The organism is Pseudoalteromonas sp. NZS127, from assembly GCF_015864805.1.
GTDB lineage: Bacteria > Pseudomonadota > Gammaproteobacteria > Enterobacterales > Alteromonadaceae > Pseudoalteromonas > Pseudoalteromonas nigrifaciens.
On sequence record NZ_JADYWN010000003.1, the window covers coordinates 142693 to 162829 of the forward strand.

Annotated in this window: 16 protein-coding genes and 1 tRNA gene; 11 read left to right on the plus strand and 6 right to left on the minus strand. The window is 39.2% G+C overall.

Annotated elements, in window-relative coordinates:
- The first annotated feature begins 10 nt into the window (after positions 1-10).
- The 4 genes from I6E78_RS04210 (at position 11) to I6E78_RS04225 (ending at position 4248) form a co-directional block, all read left to right on the plus strand.
- Positions 11-469 carry an Lrp/AsnC family transcriptional regulator gene (locus I6E78_RS04210; RefSeq protein WP_011328082.1) on the plus strand — a complete coding sequence of 153 codons (459 nt, stop codon included), beginning with the start codon at positions 11-13 and terminating at the stop codon, positions 467-469.
- A gap of 132 nt (positions 470-601) precedes the next feature.
- The gene (locus I6E78_RS04215; protein ID WP_197182020.1) at positions 602-2158 is read left to right on the plus strand and encodes a SulP family inorganic anion transporter; all 1557 of its coding nucleotides are present in this window, start codon (positions 602-604) and stop codon (positions 2156-2158) included.
- A 195-nt stretch (positions 2159-2353) separates the two neighbouring features.
- A complete protein-coding gene (locus I6E78_RS04220; RefSeq protein ID WP_197182021.1) occupies positions 2354-3424 on the plus strand; it encodes a sensor histidine kinase in 1071 nt (356 codons plus the stop codon).
- Positions 3424-4248 (plus strand): LytR/AlgR family response regulator transcription factor, encoded by an 825-nt coding sequence (locus tag I6E78_RS04225; RefSeq protein ID WP_058373312.1) that lies wholly within the window; start codon positions 3424-3426, stop codon positions 4246-4248. The genes I6E78_RS04220 and I6E78_RS04225 overlap by 1 nt, the downstream gene beginning before the upstream one ends.
- An 82-nt stretch (positions 4249-4330) precedes the next feature.
- Here I6E78_RS04225 and pyk read toward each other — a convergent pair whose 3' ends face one another.
- The gene (gene pyk, locus I6E78_RS04230; protein ID WP_058373313.1) at positions 4331-5767 is read right to left on the minus strand and encodes a pyruvate kinase; all 1437 of its coding nucleotides are present in this window, start codon (positions 5765-5767) and stop codon (positions 4331-4333) included.
- A 336-nt stretch (positions 5768-6103) separates the two neighbouring features.
- On the opposite strand from pyk, the gene gndA reads away from it, so the two are divergent.
- Complete coding sequence (gene gndA, locus I6E78_RS04235; protein WP_058373314.1) at positions 6104-7477, plus strand: NADP-dependent phosphogluconate dehydrogenase; 1374 nt, start codon at positions 6104-6106, stop codon at positions 7475-7477.
- 216 nt (positions 7478-7693) lie between these two features.
- On the opposite strand, the gene ansA is transcribed toward gndA, so the two are convergent.
- Positions 7694-8704, minus strand: a complete 1011-nt coding sequence (gene ansA / locus I6E78_RS04240; protein ID WP_197182022.1) for an asparaginase — start codon at positions 8702-8704, stop codon at positions 7694-7696.
- Positions 8705-8775: 71 nt separating this feature from the next.
- Positions 8776-10641: a signal peptide peptidase SppA gene (gene sppA, locus I6E78_RS04245; RefSeq protein ID WP_197182023.1), complete on the minus strand. Its 1866-nt coding sequence runs from the start codon at positions 10639-10641 to the stop codon at positions 8776-8778.
- A gap of 316 nt (positions 10642-10957) precedes the next feature.
- Here sppA and I6E78_RS04250 point away from each other — a divergent pair, with 316 nt between their 5' ends.
- From I6E78_RS04250 to I6E78_RS04275, 6 genes are all read left to right on the plus strand, one after another.
- Positions 10958-12919: an oxidoreductase gene (locus I6E78_RS04250; protein ID WP_197182024.1), complete on the plus strand. Its 1962-nt coding sequence runs from the start codon at positions 10958-10960 to the stop codon at positions 12917-12919.
- A 219-nt stretch (positions 12920-13138) separates the two neighbouring features.
- The gene (locus tag I6E78_RS04255; RefSeq protein ID WP_197182025.1) at positions 13139-13687 is read left to right on the plus strand and encodes an NAD(P)H nitroreductase; all 549 of its coding nucleotides are present in this window, start codon (positions 13139-13141) and stop codon (positions 13685-13687) included.
- Between the two features lie 369 nt (positions 13688-14056).
- Positions 14057-14434 (plus strand): hypothetical protein, encoded by a 378-nt coding sequence (locus tag I6E78_RS04260; RefSeq protein ID WP_197182026.1) that lies wholly within the window; start codon positions 14057-14059, stop codon positions 14432-14434.
- A 155-nt stretch (positions 14435-14589) separates the two neighbouring features.
- Positions 14590-14680: transfer RNA gene (locus I6E78_RS04265), tRNA-Ser, on the plus strand.
- 50 nt (positions 14681-14730) lie between these two features.
- Positions 14731-15117, plus strand: a complete 387-nt coding sequence (locus I6E78_RS04270) for a hypothetical protein (protein WP_197182027.1) — start codon at positions 14731-14733, stop codon at positions 15115-15117.
- Positions 15118-15186: 69 nt separating this feature from the next.
- The gene (locus I6E78_RS04275) at positions 15187-15807 is read left to right on the plus strand and encodes an FKBP-type peptidyl-prolyl cis-trans isomerase (protein WP_011328094.1); all 621 of its coding nucleotides are present in this window, start codon (positions 15187-15189) and stop codon (positions 15805-15807) included.
- A gap of 233 nt (positions 15808-16040) precedes the next feature.
- Here I6E78_RS04275 and I6E78_RS04280 read toward each other — a convergent pair whose 3' ends face one another.
- From I6E78_RS04280 to nrdB, 3 genes are all read right to left on the minus strand, one after another.
- The gene (locus I6E78_RS04280; protein WP_197182028.1) at positions 16041-18386 is read right to left on the minus strand and encodes a TonB-dependent receptor; all 2346 of its coding nucleotides are present in this window, start codon (positions 18384-18386) and stop codon (positions 16041-16043) included.
- 297 nt (positions 18387-18683) lie between these two features.
- The gene (gene yfaE, locus I6E78_RS04285) at positions 18684-18953 is read right to left on the minus strand and encodes a class I ribonucleotide reductase maintenance protein YfaE (RefSeq protein WP_197182029.1); all 270 of its coding nucleotides are present in this window, start codon (positions 18951-18953) and stop codon (positions 18684-18686) included.
- Positions 18953-20083 carry a class Ia ribonucleoside-diphosphate reductase subunit beta gene (nrdB, locus tag I6E78_RS04290; protein ID WP_011328097.1) on the minus strand — a complete coding sequence of 377 codons (1131 nt, stop codon included), beginning with the start codon at positions 20081-20083 and terminating at the stop codon, positions 18953-18955. The genes yfaE and nrdB overlap by 1 nt, the downstream gene beginning before the upstream one ends.
- Positions 20084-20137: the final 54 nt, after the last annotated feature.

The window sequence follows — 20137 nt, forward strand, 5'->3', positions numbered from 1 at the left end:
AAGAAATAAAATGTCTCTAAATCACGTAGATCGCCAAATTTTGGCACTTTTGCAGCAAGATGCTAGTTTATCAACCGCTGAAATAGCAGATAAAGTAGGTTTGTCGCAATCTCCTTGTTGGCGCCGTATTGCTAAGCTAGAACAAGACGGTTACATAAAAAGTAAAGTTGCACTCTTAGATGAGAAAAAATTGGGCTTTGATATGCTGGTTTATGCTCATGTGCGTTTATCGAACCACGGTAAAAAGAACCTTGCTGAATTTGAAAAACTAATATTGAGTTACGATCAAGTAACGGAATGTTACACTATGGCCGGCACCATGGACTTTATGCTGCGTATTATTTCACAAGGTATTGAGGGCTATGAGCACTTTGTACGTGATAACTTGCTTAGCCTAGAGTACGTTCAAGAAGTACATTCTAATGTGACCATGACTTGCGTTAAACGCAGTACCGCTCTACCTCTGTAACCAAATATCTATTAACGCTAGGTACTTATTGCTTAGCGTTAATGCAGTATTGACAATTGTTAACTGGGTGCTTTTTTGATAGAATTCAGCGCTTTTTTTGTTACCCGTCTATGAAAACACTTGAGGAACTCAATGTTTAACTTACTCAGCAAAGCGCCAAGCTCTGCTAAAAACGATATCCTATCTGGATTAACCGTGGCATTAGCCTTGGTCCCAGAAGCTGTTGCGTTTGCCTTTGTTGCAAATGTAGAACCTTTAGTTGGACTCTATGCCGCGTTTATCGTTGGTTTAATTACGGCTATTTTCGGTGGTCGCCCTGGTATGATTTCTGGCGCAACCGGTGCCTTAGCTGTTGTTATGGTAAGTTTAGTGTTTGATCATGGGGTTGAATATTTATTTGCCACTGTGCTGCTAATGGGCATACTGCAAATACTTGCTGGAGTTTTTAAGCTCGGAAAGTTTATTCGTATGGTGCCGCACCCAGTAATGCTCGGCTTTGTTAACGGCTTAGCCATAGTGATATTTTTAGCTCAGCTGGGGCAATTTAAAGTTCCCGATGGCATGGGTGGTCAACAATGGATGACAGGTAATCCATTGTTTATTATGTTGGGGTTAGTAGCACTAACCATGGCTATTATTCACTTTTTACCTAAATTAACTACAGCAATTCCATCGTCATTAGTTGCGATAGTAACGGTTACAGCCATTGTAATTGGCTTTGATTTGGAAGCGCACACCGTACTTGATTTCCTAAAAGGGATGACAGGCGATGAAGCGGTAACGATTGCTGGCGGTTTACCAGAATTTCATATTCCTATGGTGCCATTTACCCTAGATACTTTTATTATTATTTTCCCTTATGCACTTATTTTAGCAGCGATTGGTTTAATTGAATCTTTATTAACGCTTAGCCTAATTGACGAAATTACAGAAACGCGTGGGCATAGTAACAAAGAGTGTATAGGCCAAGGCGCTGCAAATATTACCTGTGGCATGTTTGGTGCTATGGGTGGTTGTGCCATGATAGGTCAGTCAATGATCAATATTAACTCAGGTGGGCGTTCGCGTTTATCGGGCATTAGTGCTGCGCTAATATTACTCGCGTTTATTATTTTTGCCTCAGGTTTAATTGAAATGATCCCACTGGCTGCTTTGGTTGGTGTGATGTTTATGGTGGTGTTGGGTACTTTTGAATGGGCAAGCTTTAAAATGATGAAGCGTGTACCACTGTCTGATGCCTTTGTAATTGTATTAGTGTCGGGTGTTACCGTTATTACCGACTTAGCCATTGCAGTGTGTGTGGGTGTGATTGTATCGGCATTGGTATTTGCTTGGCAGCATGCAAAGCATATATACACAACCAACTATATTGATGAACAAGGTGCTAAAGTATATGAGTTACATGGGCCGTTGTTTTTTGGTTCGGTGAAAAACTTTGTTGAATTATTCGATGTAAAAAGCGACCCTGACGATATTATTATCGAATTTAAATATAGTCGTGTGGCCGATCACAGTGCCATTGAGGCAATTGATAGCTTAGCTGATAAATATAAAAAAGCAGGCAAAAAATTACACCTACGACACTTAAGTAAAGACTGTACGCAATTGCTACATAAAGCACGCGATTTAGTTCAAGTTAATGTAATTGAAGATCCAACCTATAAAGTGGTATCTGATAAGCTTGCTTAATTTAAATTAAGCAATAATTTAGTAAATAAATACGTTAAAAGCGAAAGGTTTATTCCTTTCGCTTTTTTATGCGTACCAATCGATGCGATCAATACCTGTTTGCGGTAAGGCTCTTAAAAAGCAAGACAGTTGGTAGTGCTAAGCGTTTATATAACTCGATATAATAGTGACAAATACACAGGGTAATAATTTATTTTGAATTGGCAATCTTTGATTGATAACAGACAGCGTTTTTTTTGGCTCTTGCAAGTAGCAGGCTGGATTGGTTACGCCTTGGTAAATTATATCGGCTCTAAAGTATTTGAGATGCGCGATATTTACGTATTTGTTATTTTATTAAATGCCTACGCAGGCTGTTTAATGACAGTGCCACTGCGCTATATTTACCGAAAAATTTGGCATGCCTCACCCTGGGTGTTAATGCTGGTTGTATTTAGTGCGTCGTATATAACGGGCACCTTATGGGCTGTGGTACAAAAATTTAATTTATGGGAAATATACCGCCATGGCTATCGGCCAGAAGAGTGGTTTTACTACCTGCAGCAAGGCTTAGATTCGGTATACATAATTTTATGTTGGAGTGGTTTATACTTTGGCGTTAAGTATTACCAGCTATTACAAAGTGAGCGTCAAAAAGCACTAAAAGCCACTACTATGGCGCACGAAGCTCAATTAAAAATGCTCAGGTATCAGTTAAATCCCCACTTTTTATTTAATACCCTCAATGCTATTTCTACATTAATTTTGGTAAAAGAGAACAAAGATGCTAATTTAATGGTGTCAAAATTAAGCGACTTTTTACGTTATACACTTAACACAGATCCAATTAAAAAAGTGCCGCTAGAGCAAGAGTTACATGCCTTAATGCTTTACTTAGAAATAGAGCGAGTGCGGTTTGATGAACGCTTAAAAGTAAATGTAGAAATTAGTGAGCAAGCAAAGCAGGCATTAGTGCCGAGCTTGATTTTACAACCTATTATAGAAAATGCGATTAAGTATGCAATTGCACACTTAGTAGAGGGCGGTGTAATAGATATTAAGGCGCAAGTGTTTGCTAATGAATTATTACTTGAAGTAGGTGATAATGGACCTGGAACAGAATTAATTAATGGTCAGTTGGTAAATGCTCAAGGTGTAGGCGTTGCAAATACCAAGGATAGATTAAAAACGCTCTACGAAAATAATTATTCGTTTGTATTATCGCATAATACGCCAAGTGGATTAAAAGTTAATCTGCGAGTACCGTTTGAGAAGGCAGTAAAGTAATGATAAAAATAAAAACACTTATAGTTGATGATGAGCCGTTAGCACGTAGGGGCTTAGCTGTAAGGCTTGAAGAATTTGCTGACATTGAAGTGATCAAACAATGTAGTTCCGGTGCAGATGCGATTGAAATATGTAAAAGTCAAAAAATAGATCTCATTTTTTTAGATATTCAAATGCCTGGCATGAACGGCTTTGAAGTTGCACGCGCGTTAAGCGAAAGTACGCGAGTATTACCAGCTATTGTTTTTGTTACTGCTTTTGATCAGTTTGCAGTTAAAGCATTTGAAATACATGCTTTAGATTATATTTTAAAACCCGTTGATGACAACAGACTTAAGCAGGCGGTAGAAAAAGTGCATACTTATTTAAAAACGCAGCAAGACAACGCTCATAAGAAAAAACTAGCAAGCTTTGTCGCTGGGATCACAGGTAATAATTGCGAAGAAATACTTAAAAAATTAGCCACAGGCGACACATTAACTGATAGACGTTATCCAGAGTCGCTTGCCGTAAAAGAGCAGGGCGAAATAATTCGTGTGCCAGTTGTTACTATTCAATGGGTTGATGCTGCGGGTGATTACATGTGTCTACATTGCCAAGATGGGCAAACACATATATTACGCAAAACCATGAAAGAGCTTGAACAAGAGCTTGATCCACAGTTGTTTGTACGCGTGCATCGCAGTGCAATTGTAAATACTAAACAAATCAGTAAATTGGTTACTCAAGTAAGTGGTGAATATTTATTAGTACTTGAAAACGGCCAAGAGCTTAAAGTGAGCCGTAGCTACCGCGATAAAGTAAAAGCAGCATTAGCGAGTTAATATTGCAGTTAGTTGTTGTAGGGTAAATACAAAAAAAGCGAGCTAAGCTCGCTTTTTTGTATTTAAGTTACTGTATTAAGTATTAGCTTACAGTAACAATTTTCATGGTGTTAGTTGCGCCCACAGTTTCCATAGAGTCACCGTGAGTAATAATAACAGTATCACCAGACTCTAAAGCACCTTGTTCAACAAGTGTTGCAAGTGCCGCTTTAACCATGCCGTCTTTTTCAGTTTTAGTAGAATCAAAAAATACTGGATAAACACCACGGTATAGTGCAGTTTGCCCTAGTGTACTGGCGTGGCGAGATAACGAGTAAATAGGTAACCCAGAGCTAATACGCGACATTAACTTAGCCGTACTACCGGATTCAGTTAAAGTTACAATTGCTTTTACTGAATCTAAGTGGTTTGCTGCATACATAGCCGAAAGGGCGATAGATTCTGCGTTACTTGAAAAACGACTGTCTAAACGATGTTTAGAAACATGAGTTTCTTTTTGCGACTCAGCACCTAAACAAACACGTGCCATAGTAGCAACAGTTTCTTCAGGGTAATCACCAGCGGCTGTTTCAGCCGAAAGCATCACTGCATCAGTACCATCAAGCACAGCGTTGGCAACATCCATTACTTCAGCGCGTGTTGGCATTGGATTGTCGATCATCGATTCCATCATTTGCGTCGCAGTAATAACGGTACGGTTTAATGAACGCGCACGGCGAATAATGAGTTTTTGCTTGCCCATTAGCGCGGCATCACCAATTTCAACACCTAAATCACCACGGGCAACCATCACCGCATCAGACGCGAGAATAATATCATCAACGGCTTCTTGTGTTTCAACGGCTTCTGCACGTTCAATTTTTGCCAATAACTGCGCTTTCGAACCTGCGGCTTCTGCTAGTGAGCGTACGTAGCGCATATCATCGCCACTGCGTGGGAATGAAACGGCTATATAATCAACGTCAATTTCTGCAGCAGTAAGTAAGTCTTCTTTGTCTTTTTCTGTAAATGCAGGAGCAGTTAAGCCACCGCCTAAACGGTTAATCCCTTTATTGTTAGATAAAACACCGCCAACAGTTACAGTACAATGTACTAAGTGGCCAACAACTTCGTTAACGCGTAGCTGAATAAGGCCATCGTTTAACAGCAGTAAATCATTAGCGCTTACATCGTTAGGTAGTTCTTTGTAATCTATACCAACAGCGTTAATATCGCCTTCGCCTAATCCCATTTTTGCATCAAGGGTAAATTTGGCACCAACAGCAAGGGTTACTTTACCTTCTTTAAAGGTAGAAACACGAATTTTAGGGCCTTGTAAGTCAGCAAGAATAGCAATATGTTTGCCTAAGCGTTTAGCAATTTCGCGTACCGCTTGGGCACGGTCTTTATGATCTTGTGCCACACCGTGTGAGAAGTTTAAACGTACGACATTTGCACCTGCGCAAATAATTTTTTCTAAGTTGTTATCTCTATCAGTAGCAGGCCCTAGTGTCGCGACTATTTTTGTGCGTCTTAGCATTTAATTCTCCTGTATGCTTAATTTTAAGCAGATTGACGGTTATTTTGTTTTATAAAGCAGTTACCATTAGCTGGTAAGTTTTAGTTATGGACAATTTTTATTGTATTGCCACTATTATATACAAAATGAATGTGCGATCATTATGACACCGGTGTCAGGGGGCGTCAATGATCTATAAATTTTTAATCTAGCGACTATTTCTCCCCCTGAGTCCGCTGTTGTTTGATATAATTACATTGTAATAAAAGTATATTTTTTTGCTCATGATATAATACACGTGCCAAAGTATTTATTTAAATTAACTAACCAATTAGTTGTTACCGAGGAGGGCACTAAATGCAAGTTGCATTAGTAGGGTTAGGCGTTATGGGGAAAAACCTTGCCCTAAACTTAATTGAAAAGGGCATAACGCTGGTCGCTTATGACAAAAACCCCCATGCGGGTGAAGAGTTATTGAGCTGCGCTAAGTCAGAAGGTTTAGCTGATAAGCTGCATATTGTTTCTGATTTAGGAGACATGGTTAGACGTTTAGAAGCACCGCGTTCTATTTTGTTGCTTGTTCCTGCGGGCGAGTTGGTTGATGCTGTATGCAGTGAGCTCATAGAAGCAGGTGTACAGTGCAGCGATATTATAGTTGACTGTGGTAACAGTAATTATAAAGACGGTATTAACCGTAAGCTTAAATACCAAAATAAATTTGAGTTTGCCACTATGGGGATTTCAGGCGGCGCAGAAGGTGCTCGTCATGGTCCTGCTATGATGGCAAGCGGATCTGAAGGTGGTTGGGAGCGTGTCGAGCCATGGTTTACAAAGGTTGCTGCAAGTTATAAGGGTGAATCGTGTTTCGCTCGTGTAGGCCAATCAGCCAGTGGTCATTTTGTAAAAATGGTTCATAACGGCATTGAATATGCGCTAATGCAGCTTATTGCTGAAGTGTATCAATTGCTGCGTCATGGCACTGGGCGCTCACCTAAAGAAGTAGCAGAAATTTTTAACGACTGGTCGCAAGAGCATTTAAACAGTTACTTATTGTCTATTTCTAGCCACATATTGTCACTTGAAAATCAAAATAATGTACCACTTGTGGACTTAATTGATAATAAAGTAGGCGCTAAAGGCACAGGTTTATGGACTGCACAAAATGCATTAGAGTTAGGTATTGCGGTACCGTCTTTAGTGGCTGCAGTGCAAGCACGTCATTTAACGAATGTTTATGACACAACTGCTGCGCAAGAGATGACTTACGCCGATAGAGCAACCACTAAAGTTGAAATTGACTTAGTTGAGCTTAAAGATGCATTTACTTTAGCCAGCTTACTTGCTTATCGCCAAGGTTTGGCTTTAATTAAAGGCGCGTCGCGTACGCATCAGTGGAAAGTAGATTTATCTAAAACACTGCAAACATGGCGTGCGGGTTGTATTATTCGTGCTGATTATTTAGACAGTGTTGCACAAGGCGTTGAATTTATTGACACCCTTGATAAAGAAGTATTTGCACTGCGTAAAATAACAGGTCAAGCAATGATGACAGGCTTAGCGTTTCCGGTGCTTAGCTCATCGCAAACTTACTTTGCTACATTAACCACTCCAAGTAATGGGCATTTAGTACAAGCCCAGCGTGATTACTTTGGTGAGCATGGGGTTAAAACCCATACAGGTGAAGTGTGTCATTTAACAGACCTAGTTGAGATTGACGCGAAAGTACGTTAATCAACCTGAGCTCCGGATAATAAACTTATCTCAAGCAGCTATTGACGCGTAAATTCGTCTTGTTTTCACTGAAAATCTCTGGCTAGAGAAAATAAAATTAAATATAACGATGATTCAATACGTTAGTAAATCTCTTAACCAGAGTTCAGGTTAATTATTAAAACTACAAAAAAGCACGCTAAATTTAGCGTGCTTTTTTAATTTAAGTCCGCTGAATTAACGGGTTAACTCACCGCGTAAATTGTCTTGCATTAAATGGCGAATTGTCTCTACTTCAAGGTTTTGACTTAATAAGTAATGCAGCTTAGTTAAGCAAGCCTCTAAAGTCATATCGTAACCACTGATCACACCTATATTAAGTAGCGCGTTACCCGTTGCATAGCCGCCCATATTTACATGGCCTTTCATGCATTGAGTTAAATTTATAATAATAACGCCGCGCTTACTGGCTTGCTCTAAAATAGTTAAAAACTCAGGATCTTGTGGTGCATTGCCTACGCCAAAACTTAATAACACCAATGCTTTAATGCTACCGTTTACTAAACTTTTCACAACTTCAGTACTAATGCCCGGATATAAATGCAGTATCCCAATAGGCTGCGTAGTAATGGGGGTTACCTGTAAATCGTTTTCAACATAGGGACTTAATTGGCCTTTTATAAGTTGAATATTAATTCCTGAAAGTGCTAAAGGCTCAAGGTTTGGCGAGGCAAATGCATCAAATCCATCGGCATGGGCTTTAGTAGCACGATTACCACGAAACAACTGATTATTAAAAAATAAGCTTACTTCAGCAATAGGGTAATTTGCTGCTAAGTACATGGCATTGAGTAAATTTACTTGCCCATCTGAGCGCAGTTGCGACAAGGGAATTTGTGAGCCGGTAACGATTACAGGCTTGGTTAAATTTTCAAACATAAAAGATAATGCGGCGGCGGTATACGCCATAGTGTCGGTGCCATGGAGGACAACAAAGCCATCATAGTCTTGATATTTGTTTTTTATATCATCTGCTATTAACTGCCAGTGGGCTGGCGTCATATCAGAGGAATCAATTAAAGGGCAATACTCGTGAATATCAAAAAGTGGCATTTCTTCACGGTTAAACTCTGCATTATTGACCACAGTCTGAGTTAAGAACCCTTCTGCAGGAATATAGCCGCGACTCGATTTTTTCATCCCAATTGTACCGCCAGTATAAGCGATGTAAATGCGTTTACGTTTCATAAAAAAGCCCAGTAAAATAACTGGGCTTAGTATAACTTTAAATACAACTGCTTATAAAGGCAGATGCACTTTTATTGTGCGACAGAGCAAGCTAAACAGCGCGCATAAACACCTTGTGGATCGTTATAATCTTTAAGGTTATCTATTTCGCTACTTAAACGCTTAACCACACTTTGTAAGTTAGCTTGCGTTGCAAGCACCGAGGTTGTTGCGTTGTTACTGCCAAGCATTGACTTAACTGATGCGTTACCCAAAATATCTTGAATCATTTTTTGTTGCGGGCTCAAGCTTTGTTTAATCGTTTTCACATCGTAATGATTTAGTTTAGCAAGTGCTGCTGCCGCTTTAATCGCGTCTTGCTTATCACCGAGTTTATCGATTAAGCCTAGCTCTTGTGCTTTTGCTGCAATCCATACACGGCCTTGCGCTATATTATCAACTTGCTCAGGTGTCATGTTACGTGCATCTGCAACCACATCTAAAAAGCGTCCGTAGGCCTCCTCAACACTCATTTGAATTACTTGCGCCATTTTGTCATCAAGCGGGCGAGTAATAGAAAACCCAGCCATGTCGGTAGTTGCCACGCCATCCGAGTAAACACCAAGGTTAGATAAGGTGTTTTCAAAGGTCATAAAGGTGCCAAATACGCCAATAGAGCCGGTAATTGTGCTTGGCGCAGCCCAAATTTCATTTGCTGCTGAAGCAATCCAATAACCGCCAGAAGCTGCAACAGAGCTCATTGAAGCAATAACAGGCTTACCTGCTGCTTTAAGTGCTAACACTTCAGCGCGAATAACTTCAGAGGCAAACATACTGCCGCCACCCGAATCAATGCGCAGTACTACGGCCTTAACTTTGTCATCTAAACGTGCATTACGTAGTAGCGCCGCTGTAGAGTCGCCGCCAATTTCGCCGGCTTTGCGCTCACCATCTACAATTGTACCTCTAGCAACAACTACCGCGACTTTTTCTGTCATTGGGTTATCAAATACAACCGGGGGCTTAACTAAGCTTAAATATTGACGAAATGAAACTTGTTTAAAGGTTTTGCCTTTTTCATCAGCGCCAACTAAATCAATTAATTGTTGGCGAACTTGTTGATTGGTTTTTAATGTGTCGACCCATTGATTATCAAGCGCATATTGGCCCGCGTCGCCATTTGCGGCTGTCATTTTTGCTAAAAATACATCCATGGTTTCGTCAAAGTTTGATTCATCAAAAGGACGTACTGCAGCAACATCTTGTTTGTACTCATTCCAAAGTGCAGTTAACCATACGCGGTTAGCTTCTTTAGCTGCATCCGACATGTCATTGCGAATAAATGGCTCAACAGCCGATTTAAACGTACCAACACGGAATATATGCTGCGTTACTTTTAACTTTTCAAGTGCTTCTTTAAAGTACAGTGGGTACATACCAAAGCCTTCAATTGCTACACTGCCATAAGGGTGCATAGCAACTTCATCTGCATGTGCTGCAATATAGTATTGAGCTTGAGTATAGTAATAACCAGAGGCAATAACTTTTTTACCCGTTTGTTTAAATGCTTCAAGTGCCTTGGTAATTTGCTTTAATTTATTTAAATGCGCTTTTGGCATTTCTTGTAAATCTAACAGTATTACGCTGATACGGTCATCTTTTGCGGCTTCGTTAATAACCTCAACTATGTCATCAAGTAAAATTTCACCCGGTGATTCAGCGTTTGAAGTAGCATCACTAATTGCCGCTTCAATAGGATCTATGTAGGTTTTTTCTTCAACAATAGGGCCGTTTAGATTTAGTCTAAGTACTGAGCCATTTTCTACAACTATTTTATCGCCGTCACTTGAAAGAGACACAATAAAAACAATAACCAGTAATAAAAATAAAATGTTTAGTATTAAACGACGAGAAAAATTTATCCCAGTCCAAATACCTTTAAATACTTTTGCAATCAAAATAGATCCTTAATTTGGTACAACTAATACATTACAAGCATCTTAGCTCAGAATATAAATAAATTTAACTGCTAAATCGTAACGAAGTATTTATAAAGCTAATTATGCCACTGTTGCTATTCACATTTTTATCAAAATAAACTTCAATTTCGTTTTTTGGAATTTAAAAAGTAGGCTTGCAATAGCCGAAAAGTGGGTATTGTTAGCCTAATGTGTAACAGTTTATTAAAATACTAAGTTCAGATATTGCTTATTGGTCGGTATTAAAGCAGAATTGATCAATGCACACAGGTTAGACCAGTTAATGGGGCACAGGATGTTAGAACAACAATTACAATTAAAACACACACAATTACGTAACCGCTTAGTAATGGGCTCAATGCACACCGGCCTTGAAGAAGGTTGGCACAACCGCAAACGCCTACGTGCCTTTTACGAAGCACGTGCTAAAGGTGGTACTGCCATGTTAATTACCGGGGGCTATAGCCCAAATTTACGCGGTAAATTAACGCCTATTTCGTCATCCTTTAATAGTTATTACGATGTTTTTAAACATCGTGCTTACACCAACGCAGTACATAAACATGGTGGCAAAATATGTTTGCAACTACTTCACGCCGGGCGTTATGCGTATCACCCTTTTAATCAAGCTCCGAGCGCAATTAAAGCACCTATTAGTCCTTATAAGCCAAAGGCAATGTCGTTAAGCTCAATTAAAAAAACCATTAAAGACTTTGCACATTCAGCCTACATGGCTGAAAAAGCAGGTTACGATGGCGTTGAAGTAATGGGCTCTGAAGGGTATTTAATTAACGAGTTTATGGCGCCGTATACTAATAAACGAGACGATGAGTTTGGTGGCAGTTTAGAAAATAGAATGCGTTTAGCCGTTGAAATAGTTAAAGCGGTTAGGGCTAAGGTATCGGAGCAGTTTTTAATTATTTTTAGGCTGTCGGTTATGGATTTAATTCCTAATGGCTCGACCCCTGACGAAGTAACTATTCAAGCGCTTGAACTTGAAAAAGCGGGTGTTGATATTTTTAATACTGGAATAGGGTGGCACGAAGCGCGCATTCCTACAATTGCTAGTATGGTTCCGCCAGGGGCGTTTAAAGAAGCGTCAAAACGCTTAAAAGATGTCATTAAAGTACCCGTTATAGCGGTAAACCGTATTAACACCCCAGAAATAGCTAACGAAATACTAAACGCAGGTGATGCCGACTTAATTTCGATGGCGCGGCCATTACTGGCTGATGCGGAGTTTTTTAATAAATATAATAATCAGTTATCAAAGCATATTAATATTTGTATAGGGTGTAACCAAGGATGTTTGGATCACGTATTTAAAGGCAAACGTGCGACTTGTTTAGTTAACCCACAAGCTGCTTTTGAACTTGACTACCCACTAGAAAAAACCACTAAAGCTAAAAAGGTATTAGTAGTTGGTGCAGGGCCTGCGGGTTTATCATCAAGTTGTTATTTGGCAGAAAAAGGCCATACGGTAACGCTGATTGATCAAAAAATGCAAATGGGTGGCCAATTCAATTTAGCCATGCAAATACCTGGAAAAGAAGACTTTAATCATACCTTAGCGTATTACACTAATGAGCTTGAGCGTTTAAACGTAACGGTTGAGTTAGGTAAAGCATACAACGACAGCATGCTTGCACACTATGATGACATTGTATTTGCCACAGGGGTAAGGCCGCGTGAGGCAAGTATTGAATGCAGTGATGGTAAACGCGTATTTGCCTACGATGAAGTTATTCGTGGTGAAGTAGAGTTAGGTAAATCAATTGCTATATTAGGCGCCGGTGGAATCGGGTTTGATATGGTGGCTTTTTTAAGCGAGCAAAAGTCGCAAAGTATTAGTGACTTTAAAAGCCAGTGGGGTATTGAGTGCGAAGCTAAACCCCATAAAGATGATCGCCAACTGTATATGTTAAAGCGCAGTGCAGGGCGCTTTGGTAGTGATTTGGGTAAAACAACAGGCTGGATACATCGCCAAGTAGCTAAACAACATAGCGTTAAACAAATTGCTGATTGTCAGTACCATAGTTTTGATAAAAATGGTTTAACCGTTACGGTTGCAGGAGATAAGCAAGTATTAGCTGTAGATACTGTGATTGCCTGTATTGGTCAGGTTTCTAATAATGAAGTATTGGCAAATCAAAGCGACAACGCCAAAGTGCATGTTATTGGGGGGGCTAAGCTTGCCACCGCAATTGATGCCAAACGTGCTATTTATGAAGCGCTGCAAATTGCCAGAGAGATATAACACCCCAGCTTAACCAATAGGTTAGTCTGCTTGTTATAACCAATTAGCTACTGCATACTATACCCCGCTATTAAGGCGGGGTATAAGTTTATCCCGCCTGTAAATATACAGCTTAGGCTGTTTATCTATTATTCTTGCTAAAGTGAGCACTGATATTACAGCGCTTTATTTTTCTATGTTAAATCAATGCTATGCTAGCTTTTATTTTGAGAGATGGTTATGAACGCGATTGAATTATTATTGACCCGTCAATCTGACGCCAAATTAACAGAGCCAGGCCCTAATGAAGAGCAACTCGCAGTGATCCAGCAAGCTGCGCTGCGTGTTCCCGATCATGGTTGTATTGCACCTTGGCAATTTATTGTTGTAGAGGGTGATGCGCGCCATAAATTAGGCGACATTTTTCAGCAAAGTGCAATTGCAGAGCAACAAGCCGAAAAAATGATTGAGCGCACAAAAGAGCACCCGTTGCGCGCGCCTATGATTATTATTGCTATAGCAAAGTATCAAGAACACCCAAAAGTCCCTCGAATTGAGCAAATACAAAGCGCAGGGTGTAGCGTGTTTGCTATGCAACAAGCGGCTTTTGCTCAAGGGCTTAGTGGTATTTGGCGAACTGGTTTTTTTGCGCAAAGCCCTGCAGTTAAACAGGCATTAAAATTAAATGAGCAAGACGAAATAGTAGGCTATTTGTATTTAGGCACACCTGCTGTTGAGTGTAAAAAGTCGCCTCGTCATAAAACTGCTGATTTTTTCAGCTACTTATAAAATAAGATGAACTTTTTGCCCTACTTATACTCATACACCATTAACGCTTGTATGTTAAAGTAGATGTGTAAGAAACTGAACTCTTGATAATAAATTTATCTCAAGCAGCTATTTTCAGCGTTAACTGCGTTGAATTTACTTGTAATAGGCCACTGAAAATCTCTGGCTAGAGAAAATACGTTTAAATATCATTATTATTAAAGTTGTTAGTAAATATCTTAACCAGAGTTCATGTTAAGTAGTTTAGCTGTGAGAAGTGCTAGGATGCGTAATCTATAAAACTCCTTCTGCAGTTTGTTTTTTAATCGATTGTTTTTTGATAAAGTATGGAAAGTCTTAATAAAAACAAAGATAAAGAAGACGAAATTAATGGGAAATTTATTTTTACGTGAAAAAGAAAGTTGGCTAGCCTGGTCTTTTTGGGGCGCCATAGGCGCTTTAATAACCCTTTATGTTGCAATTAGTACCAGTAAAGCACATTTTATTGTTGCCTCATCAATGGCTGTATTAGTTGTTTTAACCTGGTGGATGCAACAATCTAAACGCTATGACTTTGGTCGTGCATTTAAAATATGTTGTTATGTGTTATTACTAACCGTATTGCCTGCATTTGTGGTTGTAGTAGTGCCTAATGATGATTTAAATCGATTTGATTTAATATTTCAAAGTGTAACATTTTTAACTTTAAGTTTATTTGTGTGTTTGCTTTGTTCTTGGATTGCACGCAGGCCAAAGCAATATTACTAAAATAAACACCTTTGTTAAATTTAGCAGTCGCTAAATTAATAACCCTTGGTATTTTAATAGATTGCTTTAATTTTAAGCATAAAATTATTTTTAACGATTTTATGCTTTATAAGCCTTTACAAACTTGGCATTTCCCCCTATCATTCGCGCCGTGCGGAGAGATGGCAGAGTGGTCGAATGCACCGGTCTTGAAAACCGGCATGGGTTTATAGCCCATCTAGGGTTCAAATCCCTATCTCTCCACCATTATTTAAAAAAACCGCCTTATTGGCGGTTTTTTGCTTTGTGGAACTTGTATGTCAAAAACAACTAACCTTTCAACCTCACAGCAATTAGTTAAACACGTTTTATTATGGATTGTGTTTGCTTATTTATATCAAAGTGCAATAAGTTTATTAGTCAAAATGGCACTTGATGCGCAACCAAATAACCCTGTTATTACCGCCTTTGTTTATGCCCTCGGTTTTAATATTTTAGTGGCTCATTTAATTACTAAATACGATAAATTTTGGCCGGTTATTGGCTCAGTATTTATAGGTTTAGTTGGGCTTGTGGTAATTCCGTTTTTATTATTTGGCGCCAGTGGATTACTCACTTTAGCGCTGCTTGCTGGAATTTTATGCAGTTTACCAGTGAGTACCTATATTGTTGGCCTAATTAAAGTAAAACACAGTAAAAACTAGCCCCAAAGCGGGTTTATTTTGTGATAGCATAGTCGCGTCTTTTAACTAACAAAACGTGAAAAACACATTATGTCAGATAATTTTACTACAGATGCTGAAAAAGCAAGTTACGGTATTGGCTTACAAATGGGTGAGCAACTTAAGTCTAATCCTTTTGAAGGCTTAAACCTAAATTCAGTGTTTGAAGGCATGAAAGATGCGTACGCAGGTAGCGCTTTTCAAGTTGAGATCCCTGAGATCCAAGCTGCTTTTGAAAAAATCAATGAAGAAATTCAAGCTCGTCGTGAGCAAGAATCACAAGTACTTGCTGCTGAAGGCATTGCATTTCTAGAAGAAAATGCAAAACGTCCTGAAATCACAGTAACTGAGTCAGGTCTTCAATACGAAGTAATTACTACAGGTGAAGGCGATAAGCCAACAGCTGAGTCTACTGTACGTGTTGATTACCACGGTACATTAATTAACGGTACTGTTTTTGATAGCTCATACGAGCGCGGTCAACCTGCTGAATTCCCAGTAGGTGGCGTGATCAAAGGCTGGACTGAAGCATTACAAATGATGCCAGCGGGTACTAAATGGCGTCTTTACGTTCCTCATGACCTTGCTTATGGTGAACGTGGTGCCGGTGCTGCAATCGCACCTTACTCAACACTAGTATTTGATGTTGAGCTACACGAAATTATTGCTTAAGTTTTCTTAAACAATAAATAAAAAACCGCATTCATTAAATTGAATGCGGTTTTTTTGTGTCTAGCGGTATATTTAACTTTTTATCTGCTTATTTACACTCATTTTTCTTTTTGTGAAAAGTATTTAAAGTGAAATATGTATAAAGAAGATGTAAAAAACTGCACTTTAGCAAGCAATAAGCCCCAGCATAGCAAGGGGGCTTATTAATGATTAGCGGTAGTTAAAGTATATTGTTAAAAGTAGCCGCGAATACCAAAGCGCAAGTTTCTACCTGGTAATGGGGCGGTGTCTTTAATAAATGAGCTATGTACTAAGCCAAGCTCATCAGTAATATTATCAACGTTGATATACAGTTGTGTATCAAGGTTGCCTAAATCTAGCTGATAGTTAGCTTGTGCATCAAATAAAGTATAACCATCGGTTTTAGTCTCATAGGCGGTAATATCGCTTTGTGAAAAATAATGGGTACCGGTTAATGCGAATTGCCAATTACCTAAGGTGTATTGCAACTCAGAGCCTAATTTATTAGCAGGGATACGAGGTAAGTTTTCATCGTCTTGCTTTAGTTTTGCTCGCGTAGAGTCACCAAATACTTTAACCAAGGTGCTTGCGTTAACTTTATAATGCGCATCAAACTCTAAGCCATACAGCTCGGCGTCTTTACTGGTAAACTGATACACCGCCACACCATGGTCGTGGCCGTTATCAGCCGCTTCTAAACCATGTTCTTCATCAAATACTAAGCCAGTATTTTCTTGAAAGTAAAAGTTTTTAATATCATTATAAAAAAAGTTTACAGAGTAACCAAAGTCACCGCTAAAGCGTCTAAAACCTAAATCAATATTGGTTGAGGTTTCTTGTTTGATATTCTCGGGTTCAAAATGCGCTTCACCGTCTTCAATATGATAGCCTAGGCCAAGCTCATAGGTACCAGTTGCAATGTGTAAGCCATTAGATAATAGCTCTGCAGAGAGCGGGGCACGTTCTGAATGTGAAAGGCTCATTGCTATACTGTATCCAGGGGTATATTGCCAAATGGCACCCATAGAAGCGCTTAGGTTAGTAAAGCTTTTAGTGTAGTCAAGTACTTCAGCATTGCTTGTTTGCGTGTCATCATGGCTATGCTGTTGCGCTGCTATTTGGCTTTTTATTTTATAGTCTTCAACTCGCGCACCTAACTCAACAGTTACATCACCAAACTCACGTTCTTCTAATAAATATAAAGCATTAGTGGTGGTTATACTGGCTGGCGTAAATGCTTCTTCGCCGTTGGCATCATAGTCTGAGTCGCTGTAATGGTAGCCAATCATGCCATGCCAATTGGCAAACTTATGCTCTATGTTTAAGCGTGCTTCAGTGGTTTTGTTTTTAAATGTAGTGCCTATTTCACCATTTTCAATTTCACTATGTAAGTAATCTGTATAGCCTAAACGCAAGTTAATGGTTTCAATCCAATTATTATGCAGCGCATAGCTTAATAGGCCTTGCCAGCGATCTTGCTCTAAATGTGCGTAAACGGGGATTTCTTCATCTTCATCGGCAACCGGCTCTTCGTCGTGTGCATGAGAATGTTCGTCACCTGGAATGCCATAATCCGTTTTTATTTTACCGTAAGAAAACCCAACCGTTAAATGCTCACCTACGTAGCTAGTACCAAAGTTAACGGTTTCACTGTCGATAAAGGTGTTTTCTACAGAATCTTTACTCTCAACATCACCATCTTCGTGAAGCTGGTTAAATCGTGGTGTTTGATAGTCATCGCCGCTGCGTTTAGTGCCATCAAAATGAAAGTTAAAATTGTTATAACCCGTCTCTAACTTTGCAGCGTAGGTATTCGCGTTGGATACCGAATCGTGACTGTATTCTACCGCACCGGTTAGTTTATCTATGTTATTAGTAGGAATGCGGTTATCAACTACGTTTACCACACCACCAATAGCACCTGAGCCATACAGTAGAGTACTTGGACCACGTAGTACTTCTATTTGTTCAGCAGCTAAGCTGTCGCTAGAAGTAGCATGATCAGGACCAATGCGCGATGCATCACTGCTGTCTAAGCCATTTTGCATAATTTTAACACGAGGGCCATCTAAACCACGAATAATTGGGCTTGATGAAACAGGGCCAAAATAACTCGCGTTAACGCCCGGTAAGCCTTTTAGGGTTTCGCCAAGCGTTGGTTTTGACTTGTTTCTTAGCTCATCACCCGACAGTACATTCACCGGAGAAATCATTTCTAAGCTACTTTTGTGCAAGGCTGATGCAAACACAACTACGGTTTCAATAGAGGTTGGCTTTAAAGCAATTGCAATATTGTTTGATGACTCGGTTACCGTAATGCGTGAATCGCTATAGTTATCTTTGCTAATATGCAGCTGGCCGCTCGCATCAATATCAATGGTAAACTCGCCAAGCTTGTTAGTTTTAACGCTTTGAGATTTACCGTGTACATGAATAGTAGCGTTTTCAATAGGTTGATTTTTTTCATCTATTACTTTGCCATTAACAGTGGCAGCAAGTGCAGAGTGAGAGCATAAAACAGAAAAAATTGCAGAGGAAATTAATGTTAGCTTAGTCATGAGTCTTTAAGTTCGTGGTTGTTATGTTGTGATATAATATAACACTACAAAAGCGACGGTTCAATGATGTTATAGTATAACCTTGCTGGTTTTAGAAATTAATTGGTGATTTTATTTTTAAGATGTTGATTATTAAGTGTTTATAAAAAGTAATTAATTTAGTTTATGGGTATGCTTTTTAAAAAGGGCTAATAAGTACTTTTAAACTAAGTGGTTTAAAAGTACTTGAAATTGATTAGAAGGTGAGTTTTAGACTGTTTGGTTTAAATGAAGTTGAAGTTGAAGTTGAAGTTGAAGTTAAAGTTTAATATGTATGTCGCCATTAGGTTTACAGCAACACAACAGTATTTCACCATCGCGTACAAACGCTAGAGGCTCTTCGTTATAATCAACTTTACCCGACACTAAAGTTGCTCTACAAGCGCCGCAATAACCTTCTCGGCATTGAAAAGCTGCGTCTATTTTCATGGATTCTAAGCAATGTAAAATTGAAGGGCAGCCAGCACTAAACTCTAAGCACTGGCTGGTTTCTGCAAGCGTAATGCTTGCAGTAGGTCGATCAGTCATTATAAATCAAAGTCACCAAATTCAGAGGCATCAACTTGTGAGTCTATTTGACCAACAAGGTAGGAGCTAATTTCAGCTTCTTGTGGTGCTACTTGCACGTTATCAGACACCAACCAAGAGTTTATCCATGGGATAGGGTTACTGTTGTTTTTAAACTGTGCAGGAAAACCTATGGCTGTCATTCGAGCATTGGTAATGTATTCAACGTACTGACATAAAATGTGTTTATTTAAGCCAATCATTGAGCCATCTTTGAATAAGTACTCGGCCCATTCTTTTTCTTGCTCTGCAGCATCAACAAACATTTTAATTGCTTCGTCGCGGCACTGCGCAGCAACAATCGCCATTTCTGGATCGTCTTTACCGTCTTGCATAATATTTAAAATATGCTGAGTGCCAGATAAATGTAGTGCTTCGTCGCGGGCAATAAGCTTGATTATTTTAGCGTTACCTTCCATCAATTCACGCTCAGCAAACGCAAACGAACATGCAAAGCTGACATAAAAGCGAATCGCTTCTAAAATATTTACCGACATCATTGCCAGGTAAAGTTTCTTTTTCAGCTCAAATAAATTAACAACAACAGATTTACCGTTAATCTCGTGTTTGCCTTCACCGTATAAATTGTAAAGCGACACTGAGTTAATTAAATCATCGTAGTATTTTGTTACCGCATCGGCACGTTCGCTAATTTTATCATTGCTAACTATGTCATCAAAAATAAGTTCAGGTGCTTGGGTAACATTACGAATAATATGCGTGTACGAGCGGCTGTGAATCGTTTCACTAAACGCCCACGTTTCTATCCATGTTTCTAACTCTGGTAGCGATACAATAGGCAGTAGGGCCACGTTTGGTGAACGCCCTTGTACGCTATCAAGCAATGTTTGATATTTTAAGTTACTTAAAAATATATGCTTTTCATGATCAGGTAATGCTTGAAAGTCTAAGCGGTCTTTGCTTACGTCTACTTCTTCTGGGCGCCAAAAAAACGAAAGCTGCTTTTCAATTAGTTTTTCAAAAATAGGGTATTTTTGTTGATCATAACGAGATACGTTAACGGTTTGGCCAAAAAACATTGGCTCTTCCATTTGGTTATTATGTTTACGACTAAAGGTAGTATAAGACATGTTTATCACTCAAAAAACTATCAGAATAAAGCGGGCTTAGTGCCCGCTTAAAAT

Excerpts from the sequence above, each read along its gene's own strand:
- I6E78_RS04250 (WP_197182024.1), top strand. The coding sequence starts at position 10,958 with ATGTTAGAACAACAATTACAATTAAAACACACACAATTACGTAACCGC.
- I6E78_RS04280 (WP_197182028.1), bottom strand. The coding sequence starts at position 18,386 with ATGACTAAGCTAACATTAATTTCCTCTGCAATTTTTTCTGTTTTATGC.
- I6E78_RS04275 (WP_011328094.1), top strand. The coding sequence starts at position 15,187 with ATGTCAGATAATTTTACTACAGATGCTGAAAAAGCAAGTTACGGTATT.
- nrdB (WP_011328097.1), bottom strand. The coding sequence starts at position 20,083 with ATGTCTTATACTACCTTTAGTCGTAAACATAATAACCAAATGGAAGAG.
- I6E78_RS04225 (WP_058373312.1), top strand. The coding sequence starts at position 3,424 with ATGATAAAAATAAAAACACTTATAGTTGATGATGAGCCGTTAGCACGT.
- I6E78_RS04255 (WP_197182025.1), top strand. The coding sequence starts at position 13,139 with ATGAACGCGATTGAATTATTATTGACCCGTCAATCTGACGCCAAATTA.
- I6E78_RS04270 (WP_197182027.1), top strand. The coding sequence starts at position 14,731 with ATGTCAAAAACAACTAACCTTTCAACCTCACAGCAATTAGTTAAACAC.
- gndA (WP_058373314.1), top strand. The coding sequence starts at position 6,104 with ATGCAAGTTGCATTAGTAGGGTTAGGCGTTATGGGGAAAAACCTTGCC.
- I6E78_RS04215 (WP_197182020.1), top strand. The coding sequence starts at position 602 with ATGTTTAACTTACTCAGCAAAGCGCCAAGCTCTGCTAAAAACGATATC.
- ansA (WP_197182022.1), bottom strand. The coding sequence starts at position 8,704 with ATGAAACGTAAACGCATTTACATCGCTTATACTGGCGGTACAATTGGG.
- I6E78_RS04210 (WP_011328082.1), top strand. The coding sequence starts at position 11 with ATGTCTCTAAATCACGTAGATCGCCAAATTTTGGCACTTTTGCAGCAA.
- yfaE (WP_197182029.1), bottom strand. The coding sequence starts at position 18,953 with ATGACTGATCGACCTACTGCAAGCATTACGCTTGCAGAAACCAGCCAG.
- pyk (WP_058373313.1), bottom strand. The coding sequence starts at position 5,767 with ATGCTAAGACGCACAAAAATAGTCGCGACACTAGGGCCTGCTACTGAT.
- I6E78_RS04260 (WP_197182026.1), top strand. The coding sequence starts at position 14,057 with ATGGGAAATTTATTTTTACGTGAAAAAGAAAGTTGGCTAGCCTGGTCT.